Source organism: Neotamlana nanhaiensis, from assembly GCF_000943555.1.
GTDB classification, from domain to species: Bacteria; Bacteroidota; Bacteroidia; order Flavobacteriales; family Flavobacteriaceae; genus Neotamlana; species Neotamlana nanhaiensis.
Window position 1 is genome coordinate 227,362 of sequence record NZ_JTDV01000005.1, and the last position, 14,868, is coordinate 242,229.

Annotated in this window: 14 protein-coding genes; 8 read left to right on the plus strand and 6 right to left on the minus strand. The window is 32.8% G+C overall.

The annotated features are described in order from the left end of the window. Positions 1–98 precede the first annotated feature (98 nt). Positions 99–1,160 carry a chorismate synthase gene (gene aroC, locus PK35_RS08515; protein ID WP_044626281.1) on the minus strand — a complete coding sequence of 354 codons (1,062 nt, stop codon included), beginning with the start codon at positions 1,158–1,160 and terminating at the stop codon, positions 99–101. A gap of 185 nt (positions 1,161–1,345) precedes the next feature. Here aroC and PK35_RS08520 point away from each other — a divergent pair, with 185 nt between their 5' ends. Then, the gene (locus PK35_RS08520; protein WP_044626282.1) at positions 1,346–2,209 is read left to right on the plus strand and encodes a UDP-2,3-diacylglucosamine diphosphatase; all 864 of its coding nucleotides are present in this window, start codon (positions 1,346–1,348) and stop codon (positions 2,207–2,209) included. A 161-nt stretch (positions 2,210–2,370) separates the two neighbouring features. Here the strand turns inward: PK35_RS08520 and PK35_RS08525 are convergent, their stop codons facing one another. Further along, positions 2,371–5,280 (minus strand): FAD-binding and (Fe-S)-binding domain-containing protein, encoded by a 2,910-nt coding sequence (locus PK35_RS08525; RefSeq protein ID WP_044626283.1) that lies wholly within the window; start codon positions 5,278–5,280, stop codon positions 2,371–2,373. Positions 5,281–5,417: 137 nt separating this feature from the next. Between PK35_RS08525 and PK35_RS08530 the strand changes: the two genes are divergently transcribed. Together PK35_RS08530 and PK35_RS08535 are read left to right on the plus strand one after the other, a co-directional pair. Continuing rightward, a complete protein-coding gene (locus PK35_RS08530) occupies positions 5,418–5,912 on the plus strand; it encodes a hypothetical protein (RefSeq protein WP_044626443.1) in 495 nt (164 codons plus the stop codon). 79 nt (positions 5,913–5,991) lie between these two features. Then, positions 5,992–6,621: a hypothetical protein gene (locus PK35_RS08535; RefSeq protein WP_414629297.1), complete on the plus strand. Its 630-nt coding sequence runs from the start codon at positions 5,992–5,994 to the stop codon at positions 6,619–6,621. Here PK35_RS08535 and PK35_RS08540 read toward each other — a convergent pair. The 3 genes from PK35_RS08540 to folE all read right to left on the minus strand — a co-directional run bounded on the left by PK35_RS08540 (position 6,618) and on the right by folE (position 9,113). Then, entirely contained in the window at positions 6,618–8,144 is a 1,527-nt protein-coding gene (locus tag PK35_RS08540; protein WP_044626284.1) for a GH3 family acyl-acid amido synthetase, read from the minus strand. The genes PK35_RS08535 and PK35_RS08540 overlap by 4 nt on opposite strands. Before the next feature lie 68 nt (positions 8,145–8,212). Further along, a complete protein-coding gene (locus tag PK35_RS08545; RefSeq protein WP_044626285.1) occupies positions 8,213–8,476 on the minus strand; it encodes a hypothetical protein in 264 nt (87 codons plus the stop codon). 49 nt (positions 8,477–8,525) lie between these two features. Continuing rightward, the gene (folE, locus tag PK35_RS08550) at positions 8,526–9,113 is read right to left on the minus strand and encodes a GTP cyclohydrolase I FolE (RefSeq protein WP_044626286.1); all 588 of its coding nucleotides are present in this window, start codon (positions 9,111–9,113) and stop codon (positions 8,526–8,528) included. Between the two features lie 134 nt (positions 9,114–9,247). On the opposite strand from folE, the gene PK35_RS08555 reads away from it, so the two are divergent. Next, a complete protein-coding gene (locus PK35_RS08555; RefSeq protein WP_044626287.1) occupies positions 9,248–9,907 on the plus strand; it encodes an ABC transporter ATP-binding protein in 660 nt (219 codons plus the stop codon). Positions 9,908–9,973: 66 nt separating this feature from the next. Beyond that, the gene (locus PK35_RS08560; RefSeq protein WP_044626288.1) at positions 9,974–11,182 is read left to right on the plus strand and encodes a GAF domain-containing sensor histidine kinase; all 1,209 of its coding nucleotides are present in this window, start codon (positions 9,974–9,976) and stop codon (positions 11,180–11,182) included. A gap of 123 nt (positions 11,183–11,305) precedes the next feature. On the opposite strand, the gene PK35_RS08565 is transcribed toward PK35_RS08560, so the two are convergent. Then, positions 11,306–12,109 carry a hypothetical protein gene (locus PK35_RS08565; RefSeq protein WP_131474403.1) on the minus strand — a complete coding sequence of 268 codons (804 nt, stop codon included), beginning with the start codon at positions 12,107–12,109 and terminating at the stop codon, positions 11,306–11,308. 205 nt (positions 12,110–12,314) lie between these two features. Between PK35_RS08565 and PK35_RS08570 the strand changes: the two genes are divergently transcribed. The 3 genes from PK35_RS08570 to PK35_RS08580 all read left to right on the plus strand — a co-directional run bounded on the left by PK35_RS08570 (position 12,315) and on the right by PK35_RS08580 (position 14,861). Further along, positions 12,315–12,788: a hypothetical protein gene (locus PK35_RS08570; protein ID WP_052825936.1), complete on the plus strand. Its 474-nt coding sequence runs from the start codon at positions 12,315–12,317 to the stop codon at positions 12,786–12,788. A 40-nt stretch (positions 12,789–12,828) separates the two neighbouring features. Next, the gene (locus PK35_RS08575; protein ID WP_044626290.1) at positions 12,829–13,602 is read left to right on the plus strand and encodes a TIGR02757 family protein; all 774 of its coding nucleotides are present in this window, start codon (positions 12,829–12,831) and stop codon (positions 13,600–13,602) included. A 62-nt stretch (positions 13,603–13,664) separates the two neighbouring features. Next, positions 13,665–14,861 (plus strand): sensor histidine kinase, encoded by a 1,197-nt coding sequence (locus PK35_RS08580; protein WP_044626291.1) that lies wholly within the window; start codon positions 13,665–13,667, stop codon positions 14,859–14,861. Positions 14,862–14,868: the final 7 nt, after the last annotated feature.

A 14,868-nucleotide genomic window follows, 5' to 3' on the forward strand; every position in this document is an offset into this window, starting at 1 on the left:
TTATTATTTTAAAAACAAAAACAGGACAATTATTAAAAAATCATCCTGTTTATTATTAAAGGTTTTAAAAAGATATAGGCGAAAGCGGGAAACAGCTACTAATTATGCATTTTATTTATTAAAAAATAATCGGCTAAAACTAGTGCCGCCATGGCCTCAACAATAGGTACAGCGCGCGGTACAACACAGGGGTCGTGACGCCCTTTACCATGCATTTGCACTACTTTACCTTCTTTATCAATAGTTTCGTAAGCTTGAATTAATGTTGCAACGGGTTTAAAGGCTACGCTAAAATATATGTCCATACCATTGCTTATTCCTCCTTGAATGCCTCCCGAAAAGTTTGTTTTAGTACTTCCATCGGTATTAAAAGCATCGTTATGGTCGCTACCAAACATTGTACTGCCGTGAAAACCACTACCATACTCAAAACCTTTTACAGCGTTAATAGATAGCATGGCTTTTCCTAATTCGGCATGTAATTTATCGAACACTGGTTCGCCTAAACCAACAGGAACATTTTTAATAACGCAGGTTACAATACCACCTACGGTGTCGCCTTTACTACGCACTTCTTTAATAAAAGCTTCCATTTTAGTTGCTATTTCGGTATCTGGACAACGAACAATGTTAGACTCTATATTGTTTAAATCAACTTCGGTATGTGGCTTATCTAGTTTTAAAGGGCCAACACCCGAAACATAAGCTTTAATTTCTATGCCTTTTAACACTTGTTTTGCAATGGCTCCAGCCACTACTCTACAAGCGGTTTCGCGAGCAGAACTGCGTCCGCCGCCACGATAATCTCTTAAACCATATTTTTTATCGTAAGTGTAGTCGGCGTGACTTGGCCTGTAACTATCTTTTATATGTGAGTAATCGTGCGATTTTTGGTTGGTATTTTCTATAACAAAACCAATTGGTGTACCGGTAGATTTACCTTCAAAAATACCCGAATGAAATTTAACCGTATCTGGCTCTTTACGCTGGGTTACAATAGCCGACTGACCGGGTTTACGGCGGTTTAATTCGTTTTGTATTGCATCTAAATCTAATTCAATTCCAGGAGGACAACCATCTATTACACCGCCCAATGCAGGCCCATGAGATTCGCCATAAGTTGTTAAATTAAATAGTTTTCCAAAAGAATTTCCAGCCATAATAAAATTTTGACGCTAAAATAATTCTATTCTTAGAAATACTGAAATAAAATTGCATTTTGATGACATAAAATACCATCTGGATAACTTTAACTTAACAATAAGCTGATATATAAATAATTATTACATAATGATTGAATAATATTAGAATGGGTAATTTGTTATGACCAATACCCTATTTACAATTGAAGATTAAAAGAAAAGTAGAAATTGCCGTTATCTCAGATGTTCACCTCGGCACTTATGGCTGTCACGCCAAACATTTATTAACTTATCTAAATAGCATTGAGCCCAAAAAACTAATTTTAAATGGCGATATTATTGATATTTGGCAGTTTAGCAAGCGTTACTTCCCTAAATCGCACTTAAAAGTGATTAAAAAAATTATGGATTTTGCTTCTGATGGTGTTGACATAATTTACATTACAGGAAATCACGACGAAATGCTACGTAAATTTAGCGGTACTAACATTGGAAAAATTTCGATTGTAGATAAGCTAGTTTTAAATTTAGACGGTAAGAAAGCATGGTTTTTTCATGGGGATGTATTCGATGTTTCGATACAAAACGCTAAATGGCTAGCTAAACTAGGTGGTTGGGGTTACGATTTACTTACGTTACTAAACCGTGGTGTAAATTGGTATTTAGAAAAACGGGGAAAAGAACGGTTTTCGCTTAGTAAAAAGGTTAAAAACGGCGTAAAAGGTGCCGTAAAATACATTAACGACTTTGAAAAAGTAATTGCCGAAATTGCTATTGAAAATGCTTACGATTACGTGGTTTGCGGACATATTCACCAGCCAAAACTTGAAAGAATTGAAACTAAAAATGGTACCACTACTTACTTAAATTCGGGAGATTGGGTTGAAAACTTTACTGCCTTAGAATATCAATTTAAGCGTTGGAAAATTTACAATTATAATAAAGATAAACTCGCGCCTTTTGTAGTTGAAGATGACGTAGAAAACATGGAAATTAACGAACTTATTGCAGCCATAACTATTGTTGACAAAGAAAAAAAGAAGAAGAAAAAAAAGAAAAAGGATTAGAGTTTACTCTAACTTCAATTTAAAAATTTAATTACAAAAAATTCTTCGACTGCAATCAGAAAGACACTTTAAATGGTTATACTTTAAAACTGTAACTCCATACTCAATACTGACCATTGAGACTGCGACTGAATACTGCGACTGTGTACTGCGACTGCCCACTAAACCAAAGCCTCCTTTAAAATACTAATTGGGTGTTTTGCAATTCTATTTGTTCCATCTTTAATTTGATGCCTACAACTTGTTCCATTTGCCGATATTAAAACATCGTTTGCTGCATTGTTTACGGCTGGAAATAAAGTTTGACTGCCCACTGTCATACTAACTTCGTAATGTTCTTTTTCGTAGCCAAAACTACCTGCCATACCACAGCAGCCACTAGGTATAATGGTTACTTTATAATTTGCTGGCAAATTCAACACTGCAAAGCTCGATAATTGATTTGCCAATGCTTTTTGGTGACAATGCCCATGAAATTTCACGGTTTTAGCTTCGGTTGTAAATTGCTCGGTTTTTATGTTTCCGATTAAAATTTCTTGCTGAATAAATTCTTCGATTAACAACGTGTTTTTTGATATCGCTTCCGCGGAAGATTTATCGTCTGCCAATTTTAAATACTCATCTTTAAAGCTTAATATTGCTGAAGGTTCAATACCAATAAGCGGTGTTTCTTTTGATACTTTATCTTTAAATAAAGCGACATTTTTATTCGCAACAACTTTAGCTTGTTCTAGCAGTCCTTTTGATAAAAATGCTCGCCCAGATTCAGCATTATTTAAAATTTCAACCTTATAATTTAAAGAAGTTAATAACTGTATAGCATCTTGACCAATTTCGGAATCCAAATAATTGGTAAACTCATCGTTAAATAAATAGATTTTCTTTATATAACTTGCTTGATAATGCTCCTTTTTAAATGTTTTGTAATAAGACTTTAAACTTGTTTTAGAAACCAAAGGCAAACTACGTTGTGCGGCTACACCTGTAACACTTTTAATGATTGAAGCAGAAACGCCATTTGAAAATACCGCATTTGAAAGTCTTGGAAATTTACTAGCCATACCATTTAGCTTATTATTGTAAGCAAATAATTTAGTTCGTAAACTCGTACCATTAGCCTTTTGGTATTGGTATTGAAATTCAGCTTTTAAACTAGCCACATCTACACTACTTGGGCATTCGCTAGCGCAAGCTTTACAACTTAAGCATAAACTAAAAACGGCTTTAAGTTCGGTGTTATTAAACTTGTTTTCTTGGTTAGAGTTAGTTAAAAACTCACGTAATGCATTTGCTCTGGCTCGTGTGGTATCTTTTTCATTTTTTGTAGCTCTGTAACTAGGGCACATAACACCCCCAAACTCTGGCGCTTTTCGGCAATCACCCGAACCGTTACATTTTTCGGTTTCTCGTAAGATGCCTTGCGACTTCGAAAAGTCTAAAAACGTTTCAATATTAGGTTCTTCCCTATCGGCTACATAACGCAAATTTTCATCGATTGGTAAGGCATCAATTATTTTACCAGGATTAAAAATATTATCAGCATCAAAAACGTGTTTTATACGCTTTAAAAGTTCATAATTAGCATCACCTAACATCAACTTTATAAATCCCGAACGCACAATACCATCACCATGTTCACCACTCATTGAGCCATTATAGGTTTTAACTAAATGCGCCACATCGGTTGTTATTTGCTTAAATAAAGCAATATCGCCCGACTTTTTTAAATTTAAAACAGGACGCAAATGTAACTCACCAGCACCTGCATGAGCATAATAAATAGCTTCTTGTTTATATCGCTGCATAAGTTTACCAAAATCGGCAATATAATTGGCTAAATCTGGTAATGCTACAGCAGTATCCTCTATACAAGCGGCCGATTTTTTATCGCCTATAATGTTTCCTAAAAGTCCTAAACCTGCACTTCTTAAATGGTTAGCTTTATTAATATTTGGTCCAACTAAGGTTGGAAACGCATAACTTAAACCAGAATTTTTAATCGCATTTATTAGTTTTTCTGCATTGGCTTCCGCTTCTTTAATAGTGTTTGCGCGGACTTCGCACATTAAAATTGCTTTAGGATCGCCTTCAATAAAATACCGATTTTCTTGCTGTGTTTTGTTGTGTTTTGTACAATCTAAAATGGTTTTATCCATCATTTCACAAGTGTACAAATTGTGTTGCATAACCATTTCAACGGCATTTAGGCAGTTTTCAATACTACTAAAATGCGCTGCTACCATAATGGCTTGCTCTGGTGGCAATTTATCTAACTTCACCGTAATTTGTGTGGTAAATGCCAAAGTACCTTCGCTACCACACAGCAATTTGCAAAAGTTAAATTTTTGTGTTGAAGTATTAAACACTTCCGATTGTAACAACTCATCAACTGCATAACCCGTATTTCTACGGTGAATTTCTGGCTTAGGAAAGTTTTCTGTTATTTGCTTTTGTATGGACTCATCTTTTAATTCCGCATAAATATTACGGTAAACATCACCTTCAAGCGTTTTTAACTTCAACTTTTCTTGAAATTCATCCTTTGTTAATTCTCCAAAAACAACCTCACTACCATCACTTAATATGGTATGCATTTCTATAACCTTGTCGCGTGTAACACCATATTGAATTGAGGTTGTACCAGAAGAATTATTACCAACCATACCTCCAATCATACAACGATTTGATGTTGATGTATTAGGACCAAAAAACAAACCTAAATGCTTTACTTTGTTATTTAAAGCATCTCGAACTACACCCGGTTGTAAGGTAACTGTTTGGGCTTTGGTGTCAATATCAATAATTTCAGTAAAATATTTAGAGACATCAACTACAATACCATTTCCAACGCATTGTCCAGCCAAAGATGTTCCCGCCGTTCGAGGAATTAACGATGTTTTATGCTGTTTGGCATAGGTTATTAATGCTTTAATATCAGCTTTGTTTTTAGGATATGCTACTGCTTTTGGTAACATCCTATACACTGACGCATCGGTAGCATAAATAGATTTTATAAGATTATCGAAATATAATTCGCCTGATAAAGTTGATTTTAAAGATATTAAAGACATGGTAAAAATTTATGTGCCAAAGGGCTAAATATAAACACATTTTTGACGTTATTTTTGTAAAATCAAACTTTAAAATATCCTTAACATCCATTTTGATTAGTTTTTCGTACTATTCATTAAACAAAAAAATTCAACTTATGAAGAAATTATTTTTATTATCATTAACTATTTTAGGTTTTGCCTTTACTACAAGCGCTCAAAACATTTCAGAAAACGCTATTGGTTTACGCTTAGGCGGAAGTGATGGCTTAGGACCTGAAGTTTCGTACCAACGTGCCATAACCAATAACAATCGTGCAGAATTTGATTTAGGCTGGCGAAGTGCAAGAGATTTTGATGGTTTTAAACTAACTGGTTTGTACCAATGGGTATGGTTGCTTGATGGCGATTTTAACTGGTACGCTGGTGTTGGTGGCGGTTTAGCATCGTATGATTATAATAACAACGCTTTTGGGTATGACAATGACGATACTTTTGTTTTCGCTGCCGGTAATATTGGTGTTGAATATTCATTTGATTTTCCGTTACAACTATCGTTAGATTTTAGACCAGAAATTGGTTTTGGCGAAGATTATTATGATAACAATGATGTTGATTTTGATGTGGCTCTCGGAGTACGCTATCAATTCTAACCAAAACGCTAAATAAAACTTAAAGAGCACTCAATTTTGGGTGCTTTTTTAATTTATTGTTATATTAAAATGAATGAAAATGAAATTAGTAATAGCAACCTTATTATTTGTTATAACAATATTGGGAGCAAACATAAAATCATCTATGACTACACAAAAGATAATTCCTAAAAGTATTAAAAATGAAGTTGAAACAGCCTTATCTTATTTTCCAGAACTAAAAAATACTTCTATAGAATTTAAGTTTAAAAAAAACATAAAAAAATCTACAATGCAGGCGCAGCCAAAATTGAGTAGTTTTTTTAAGGGCAAAAAAAATAGAAGTTATATTATTTTAATAAGTGAAACATTTAAAATATCCGACAAAAAGTTCTTGACCGAAAACATTCCTTCAGATATTTTAATTGGTTGGATTGGACATGAACTAGGACATATAAAAGATTACCAAAACCGAAGTACTTTAAACCTTATTGGTTTTGGTTTTAGTTATTTATTTTCTGAAAACCACATTATTGAAGCCGAACGTGCTGCAGATACTTATGCGGTAAAACATGGCATGGGCAATTATATTTTAAAAACTAAAAATTTTATATTAAACCACGCCGATATTAATCCTTCGTACGTAATGCGTATTAAAAAATACTACTTATCTCCCGAAGAAATTATGGAACTGGTTAATGCAAACAATGCGAAACCACAACTTAATTAACACGCTGCTACAAAGGCCTCCCAAGCTTCAAATTTATCTTCTGCCATAACACGTTCCATTTTTACTTGTCCGCCTTTTTTCTTGTTTTCCGCATTCCAATCGTGAAATACTTCAGGGGCTACACATTTAACTTTTACGCCTTTTAACGCTTTGCTTCGGGCAACTTTATAATTTTTGTTTGCTTCTATCAATAAATCATCAAGAGCGTTTGCTACATTAGTCTCATCTAAATTTTCATCTGCTGCTCCTAGATACCAAAAATGGTAAAACTCGCCATCTTCTCCTCGTTTAGCACAAATGGTATATTCGGTAATTTTTGTTGAAAATTGCTCTTCTAACCCCTTCATTGCAGCATCCATTTTATTTACAGAAAGCTGTGATCCAACAGTATTTAAAAAAAATTTTGTTCTTCCTGTTATTTTTATTTCGGCACGTTCAATGTTAGTAAATTCAATAGTATCACCAATTAAATAGCGCCACGCACCACTAACAGCACTAATTATTAAAACATAATCTTGCTCTAGCTCAACATTTTGTAAACTAACAACAGGAGCTTCTTGTTTTAAAGATCCATCTGGATTAATATATTCTGGCTTAAACGGAACAAACTCAAAGTAAATGCCATGTTCTGTATTTAATTGCATCGCATCAGTTTCTGGTCTTATTTGAGTTGCCATATACCCTTCGGAAGCTAAATACGTATCAATAACCGTAACAGGTTTTCCCATTAAAGCATGAAAACTTTTTTCATAAGGTCCAAATGCAACGCCTCCAGAAGTGTACACTTTTAAGTTTGGCCAAATGTCGTGAATAGTATCTAAATTATGATAATCGATTACCTTTTGAAGCATTAATTCAATCCAAGACGGAATACCGCTTAATGCGCCAATATCCCACTTTTTAGCATTTTCGGCTATCCGCTGTACACGGGCATCCCAATCGTCAATTTTTGCAATGGCTTCTCCTGGTTTATAATAACTTTTAAACCAAAACGGAATATTACTCGCGCTAATACCACTAATTTCGCCTTCAAGAAACTCGTTGTTCTCTTCTAAATCGGTAGAGCTACCAAGCATCATAATTTCTTTTTCAAAAAAATCGGCTGGAAAATCAAAGTTTTTTAAAGCTAATACCTGCTTTATTCCCGATTTTCTAATGGCTTCGACCATATCGTCTGTTACTGGAATACGTTTACTTGTTTTACCAGTCGTACCCGAACTTAAAGCAAAATACGATAAATCTCCTGGCCAAGTCACATTGGTTTCTCCTTCGTGTAATTTATGCCACCAGGCATCATTTATTCGGTTATAATCAAAATATGGTACGGCTTTAGCAAAAGCTTTTTCTATATTATCAGACTTTAAAATAGACTCAAAATTGTAATGCTCTCCAAATTGTGTGTGCTTTGCTTTGTTTAATAAATCTTTTAAAACGTTATGTTGTGCTTCAACATGGTTAACCTCTGAAGTAAAAACACCTTGTAAATCTATAATGCCTTTAATAATATTACCTAATATCGCCATACTTGTTTTTTTTCAAAATTTAAAGAAAACAGCAAGGACTCTTAGTTTAAGAAATGTTAAAAAAGTTTTTATTTTTTGTTAAACACATAAGTATAAAACCACATAATTGTGAAGGTTGGAATGATATCGAAACCAGGCAAAGCTTCTTCTATTACCGATACAACTCCGGCGATTTTACCAGGTTTACCTTTGTAAAGTTTCATCATTAACCAACCAGAAAATGGTGCCCAAACCACATCGGTAAATTCTCCCACAACAGGAATTACAAATGATACGTAACCAAGTGCATCTAAAAATATAGAGAGTAGTAATTTTTTGTGCTTTTCATTCATATAGTAATATTTTAATTTACTATAAACAAGAAACGTACCGTTTTTAAAACTATTTCCCTATAAGCTTTAAAAACTCATTTCTTGTTTCAATTTTTTCAAATTGCCCACGAAAACCAGAGGTTGTTGTTGTTGAGTTTTGCTTTTGCACACCGCGCATCATCATGCACATATGTGCTGCTTCAATTACCACCGCTACACCTTGAGGCTTTAAAGTATCGTTTATGCAATCTAGAATTTGCTCGGTTAATCGTTCTTGCACTTGTAATCGGCGTGCAAAAACGTCAACAATTCTAGGCAATTTACTTAACCCAACAATTTGTCCGTTAGGAATATAAGCTATATGCGCTTTTCCAAAAAAAGGTAAAATATGATGCTCACAAAGTGAATATAACTCAATGTCTTTTACAATAACCATCTCATTGTAAGACTCTTTAAACATAGCGCCTTTTAAAATTTCAACAGGATCTTGGTTATATCCTTGCGTTAAAAATTGCATTGCTTTTGCGGCGCGTTCTGGAGTTTTTAAAAGGCCTTCGCGTTTGGTATCTTCTCCTAAATCGTCAATAATGTTTTTGTAACGCTCTTTAACATCATCGGTTACTTGCATGTTGTATTCTTCAAACTTATTATATGGCATATAACATTCATTTTTTATAAAAATAGTGATATTTAAAATAACTCGAAATGTTATCATAATTTTTACGAAGAAAAGCTTATCATAATTGTACATACCAGTTTAAAACAGTAATTTCACGGTATTAATTTTTATTGATGATTCAAGCAAAAAATATTCATAAATATTATGGCGATTTACATGTTTTAAAAGGTGTAAATCTTCAAATAGAAAAAGGCGAAATAATTTCGATAGTTGGTGCTTCGGGAGCAGGAAAAACTACCTTACTTCAAATTTTAAGTACTTTAGATAAAGCTTCAACCGAAACTGACTTTCAACTTAAAATAAACGAACAAATCGTTAATGATTTAAGCGATAAAGCTTTGGCCAAATTTAGGAATGAAAATATTGGTTTTATATTTCAATTTCATCAATTATTACCAGAGTTTACAGCCCTAGAAAATGTTTGTTTACCTGCGTTTATTAAAGGCACAAAAAAAAATGAAGCCGAAAAAAGAGCCAAAAAACTTTTAGATTTTTTAAGCTTATCGCATCGCTATAATCATAAACCTAATGAACTTTCTGGTGGCGAACAACAACGTGTTGCTGTGGCTAGAGCGCTTATAAACAATCCTGATTTAATTTTTGCAGATGAACCCTCTGGAAATTTAGATAGCGAATCAGCTGAAAATTTACATAACCTATTTTTTAAACTTCGTGATGAGTTTGGTCAAACTTTTGTAATTGTTACTCATAACGAAGAATTAGCTAATATGGCCGATAGGAAATTAACTATGGTGGACGGAAAAATTATTTAAATTCATTTTTCTATCATTTTTGTTGAATTTTTTAGTATTTTAGTTGAACATTAAATAACCCATCAAATGCAACTAAGTAGCATTCCAATAAACGAACCCGAACGACTCCAAGCGGTTAAAAGCTATAAGTTGCAAAAAAACCAAAACGATGTTAATTTTAATAACATTACAGATTTAGCTTGCTCGATTACCCAAATACCTAATGCTTTAATTTCTATTGTTGAAAAAGATGAGGTTTGGTTTAAATCGGCTAAAGGCATGGAAATTTGTAGCTCAGACAGAAATTTATCTTTTTGTAGTTATGCCGTAGCTAGTGATAAAGATGTTTATATTGTTGAAAATGCAAAAAAGGATTTAAAATTTATAAATCACCCTTTTGTTAAAGATGCCGAAAAACCCATTGTTTTTTATGCAGGTGTTTGCTTAAAAGATAAAAACGATCACAAACTAGGTACATTATGTGTTATAGACCATAAAGAAAATACGCTTAACGACGAGCAAATTGAATCATTACAATTGCTTTCTAAACAAGTTGTAAAACTTATTGAACTTAATAAAAGTAACACCAAGCTTAAGCAAACAAAGCGTAAACTTATCAAAAAAAATAAAATGCTAAAGAGTTTTGCATCGCAAGTAGCGCACGATATGAAAATGCCTTTAGCCAATATGATTTTAACAACCGATATTTTAAAATCTAAATATCAAAAAAACATCGACGATAAAGGTCTTAGTTACCTTATTAATATAAAAGATTCGTCGCTATCTTTAAGCAATTACATTAACAATTTACTTAACTACTACGAAAACAGTAGTGTAGACAAAAAAAATGTAACGTCCTTTTCTTTTAATCAATTACTTGAAGAGGTTATCGATATTTTAAACATAAAAGTAAATTGTACGATTAATATTCCTGAAAAAGATTTCGATATAGTTACCAATCGTGCAGCTTTAGAACTAATTTTACTTAATTTAATTACCAATAGTTTAAAGTATAACGATAAACCAGAAATTATTATTGATATTGATTTAAAGACTGAAAACGAAAATTTTAACTACGTAACCGTTACCGATAACGGTATCGGCATACCAAAAGAAAAGCAAAAGAAAATTTTCAAGCTATTTTCTACAGTTGAAGAAACTGATAGATTCGGACAAAAAGGTCATGGTATTGGACTTTCTACGGTTAAAAAATTGGTTACCAAATTGGGTGGTAATATCAGTGTAAAGTCTGCTGTTGGCAAAGGAAGCTGCTTCAGTTTTTCCTTAAAAAAATAAAAAAGATCTTCTAAAAATTGTGAAATCTGTCATTCCGATTTTACTTCAGGATGTTAAACAAACTCAGATTGACAAAAATGTAGTTTTTTAGAAGACCTTACATTTTTAATTTTCTACTTACTTTCAATTTTCAAACGGATAAACAACACCTAAAATAGTTATAGTAGATTCTGAATAATCAATTTTTATCCCATTAAATACCCCTAAAGTGACATCTAATATTCCTGATTCTATATTTCGAGGTAATAAAGTAAAATGCAAAGCTTCATCGGTGGTTAAGGTATAATTTACGCCTTTCGAGCTAATACCCGATTGTATACCTTCTAATAAATATTCATCATCCCAAATATAAAGTGGCGTATTATCTCCTGCAATCCAAGTTCGTGTTACATTCTCGGTATAATAAATACTTTGGTTTTCGTTATTTGTAATTTTTCCATTGGTAATTGTAACTTCAAATTGCAAATTACCCTTGTTATTTTCACCTAAGTTTTCAGCAATATGTGTGCCTTCAACTTTAAAATCGTTGTGATAAAAATTTGTAAAAGTAGTTGTATGCGTGCTTCCCTCAACACGATACCAATTGGTTGAAACAATAGTTACAATACCTTTTCGAGTTATACCGTCTGGCCCTAAAACACCATCACCGTAATTGATGGTTATAGTTTTTGGAAAACTAGTTAAATCGTAAGGCTCAATGGTCACCGTTGCATCGCCCTTATGACTCGTTGATCTTGCAGAAGCCGAAGTTTCAGCGCTTAACACATTATCGCCACTATTATTACCAACATCTTGAAATACTTTGTTTATAGTAACATATTCGGTTAAAGCCTCAACAGCCGAGGTAGGATTTGTTGTATTACTCGCTGTTTCCGTATCGCAACTAAAAAAGACACTCACCAAAATAAGAACCAAAATTTTTTTCATAACTAAAGTTTTTGTTTTGTAAATAACGAAAAATGCCATTTATATTGTATTATTTATGATTAAGCTATTGATTTATTTGCACTTAAATGGTATTTCGTCGGTATTATCATAAAGTTTAAAAAAAATCTATAAAAAACTATTAGTTATAATATTACATTTTTTTCGTAAATTACAGGTAGTACCAACACACTAAAATCAGCTCATTATGAAACTATTTATTACTACTACCGCCTTAATTGCTTGCCTTTTTATTTCTTGTAAAACCGATACAAAAAACCCAACTATTGATGCACAGGTTGCAAAAGAACAACATACTTTAGTTGGCGTTTGGCAAATGGTTGGATATTATAATTACAGAGACAATAAAATTGTTGATTCGTTTCTGAGTAGCGATGCCTATAAACAAATAAAAGTGTATACACCAACAAAAGTAATGTGGAGCCGTTTAAACAAGCTAGATTCTACCGATTTTTTTGGTTATGGCGATTATGATACTACCGATAGCACTTTGCATGAAAATCTTGTTTTTGGATCCAATGTTGTAAATAAATATATTGATGGCGAACATGGCCATGATTTTTATTTTGAACTTGATTTAGATAAAGATAGCTACAGCCAAATTGAATTAGACGAAAATGGCGATAGAATTTTAGCCGAAAATTACATGCGTATTGAATAGCCGTTTAAGAAACTGTTGCTATTTTTGAAAAAAAAATTCTGTGGCTAGCAACAAATCTATTTTAGAATTAAAAGATTTTTTAGACGAAAAGGTTGAAATCTATGATAACCCTAAATTTATAGAAAGCGACCCAATACAAATTCCGCATCAATTCAGTAAAAAAGAAGATATTGAAATTTCAGGTTTTTTAACTGCAACTATTGCCTGGGGAAATCGTAAAAGCATAATTAACAACGCTAAAAAGTTAATGCATTTTTTAGATGATGCACCTCACGATTTTATTATAAACCATGAAGAAAACGATTTACAAAAGCTAGAAAACTTTGTACACCGCACCTTTAATGGTACCGATTGCATTACATTTATTCGTGCTTTACAGCATATTTATAAAAACCATAATGGTTTAGAAAGTTTGTTTAATAAACTAAATACCAATAATCTTCAAGAAGCTATTTCTAAATTTAAAACTGTGTTTTTTGAAGTTGAGCATTTACCACGAACCCAAAAACACATTAGCGATCCTTTAAAAAATTCGGCAGCAAAACGTATAAACATGTACCTGCGTTGGATGGTAAGAAAAGACAATGCCGGTGTAGATTTTGGTATATGGAATAGCATTGCTCCTAGCCAACTGTCCTGCCCACTCGACGTGCATTCGGGCAACGTTGCTCGAAAATTAAATTTGTTAAGTAGAAAACAAAACGACTCAAAGGCTTTGAGCGAACTAGATTATAACTTAAGAATATTAGACGAAATAGATCCCGTTAAATATGACTTTGCGCTATTTGGCTTAGGAGTTTTTGAGAAATTTTAACATTTAATAAAAACTCTTTGTTCTATATTTACGTAGGTATAATTAACTTATAATGCCTACTTATGATTAAACCAAGTATACCTTCTAACGAGCCCCAACGTATTGAGGCTGTTAGAAATTATAACCTTTTGGATACCTTACCTGAGCCAGATTTCGACAACATTACTAGTTTAACAGCTAGTATTTGTGATGTTCCCATATCAATAATTACCCTGTTAGATACCGAACGTAATTATTTAAAATCGCATCATGGTTTAACCTTTAACGAATCGCCTAGAAATATTTCGTTTTGTGGTCATGCCATTTTAGATAATAACCCCATTTTTATTGTTGAAGATGCCACAAAAGACGAACGCTTTTTCGACAACCCAATAATTACCGAAAATAATGTAAAATTTTATGCTGGTGTGCCATTAATAAACCCTAATGGTTATGCGCTTGGAACACTATGTATATATGATGTTGAGCCACGTAAACTTAGCGAAAAACAGAAAGAAGCCTTAATTATTTTAGCAAAACAAGTGGTTAACTTGTTTGAATTGCGTTTAAAAAACAAAGTGCTTAATGAAACCCTAGAATCGCTTGAAGAACGCCATAACACCTTAAAAACTTTTGCCAATAAGGTATCGCACGATTTAAAATCGCCTTTGGCAAACATTACCTCATTATCACATTTATTTAAAAGTGAATTAATTGAAACTTACCCCGAAATAAATTTAGAGTATTTAAATTTTATTGAAGAATCTGCCGATACGCTTCGCGCTTACATCGATGGGATTTTAAAGCACTATAAAAGTGAATCTTTACTTGAAAAAGACAAGAAAGAAACCAAACTTGCAGATGTTTATCAATCTATAAAAACGATTTTAAGCTTAAACGAAAACAACTTTAAACTGTTACACAACGGCACTCTTAAAAATGTAAACACCTACGTTTTAGAGCAAATATTACTCAATTTAGTCGATAACGGATTTAAATATAATTTCAAAGAAAAGCCCGTAGTTTCAATTGATTATGAAGAAAATGAAACACACCACATTTTTTATGTAAAAGACAACGGAAAAGGCATAGACCAAAATAAACAAGAGGCGCTTTTCGATTTATTTAATACCGCTCACGAAGCTGATAAACACGGAAATAAAGGTACTGGTATTGGTCTATTTACAGTAAAATCGCTTATTACCAAACTTAATGGCACCATTGAAGTATCATCAATAATAAATGAAGGCACAACATTTAAATTCAGTATATTAAAATAGAGAACAC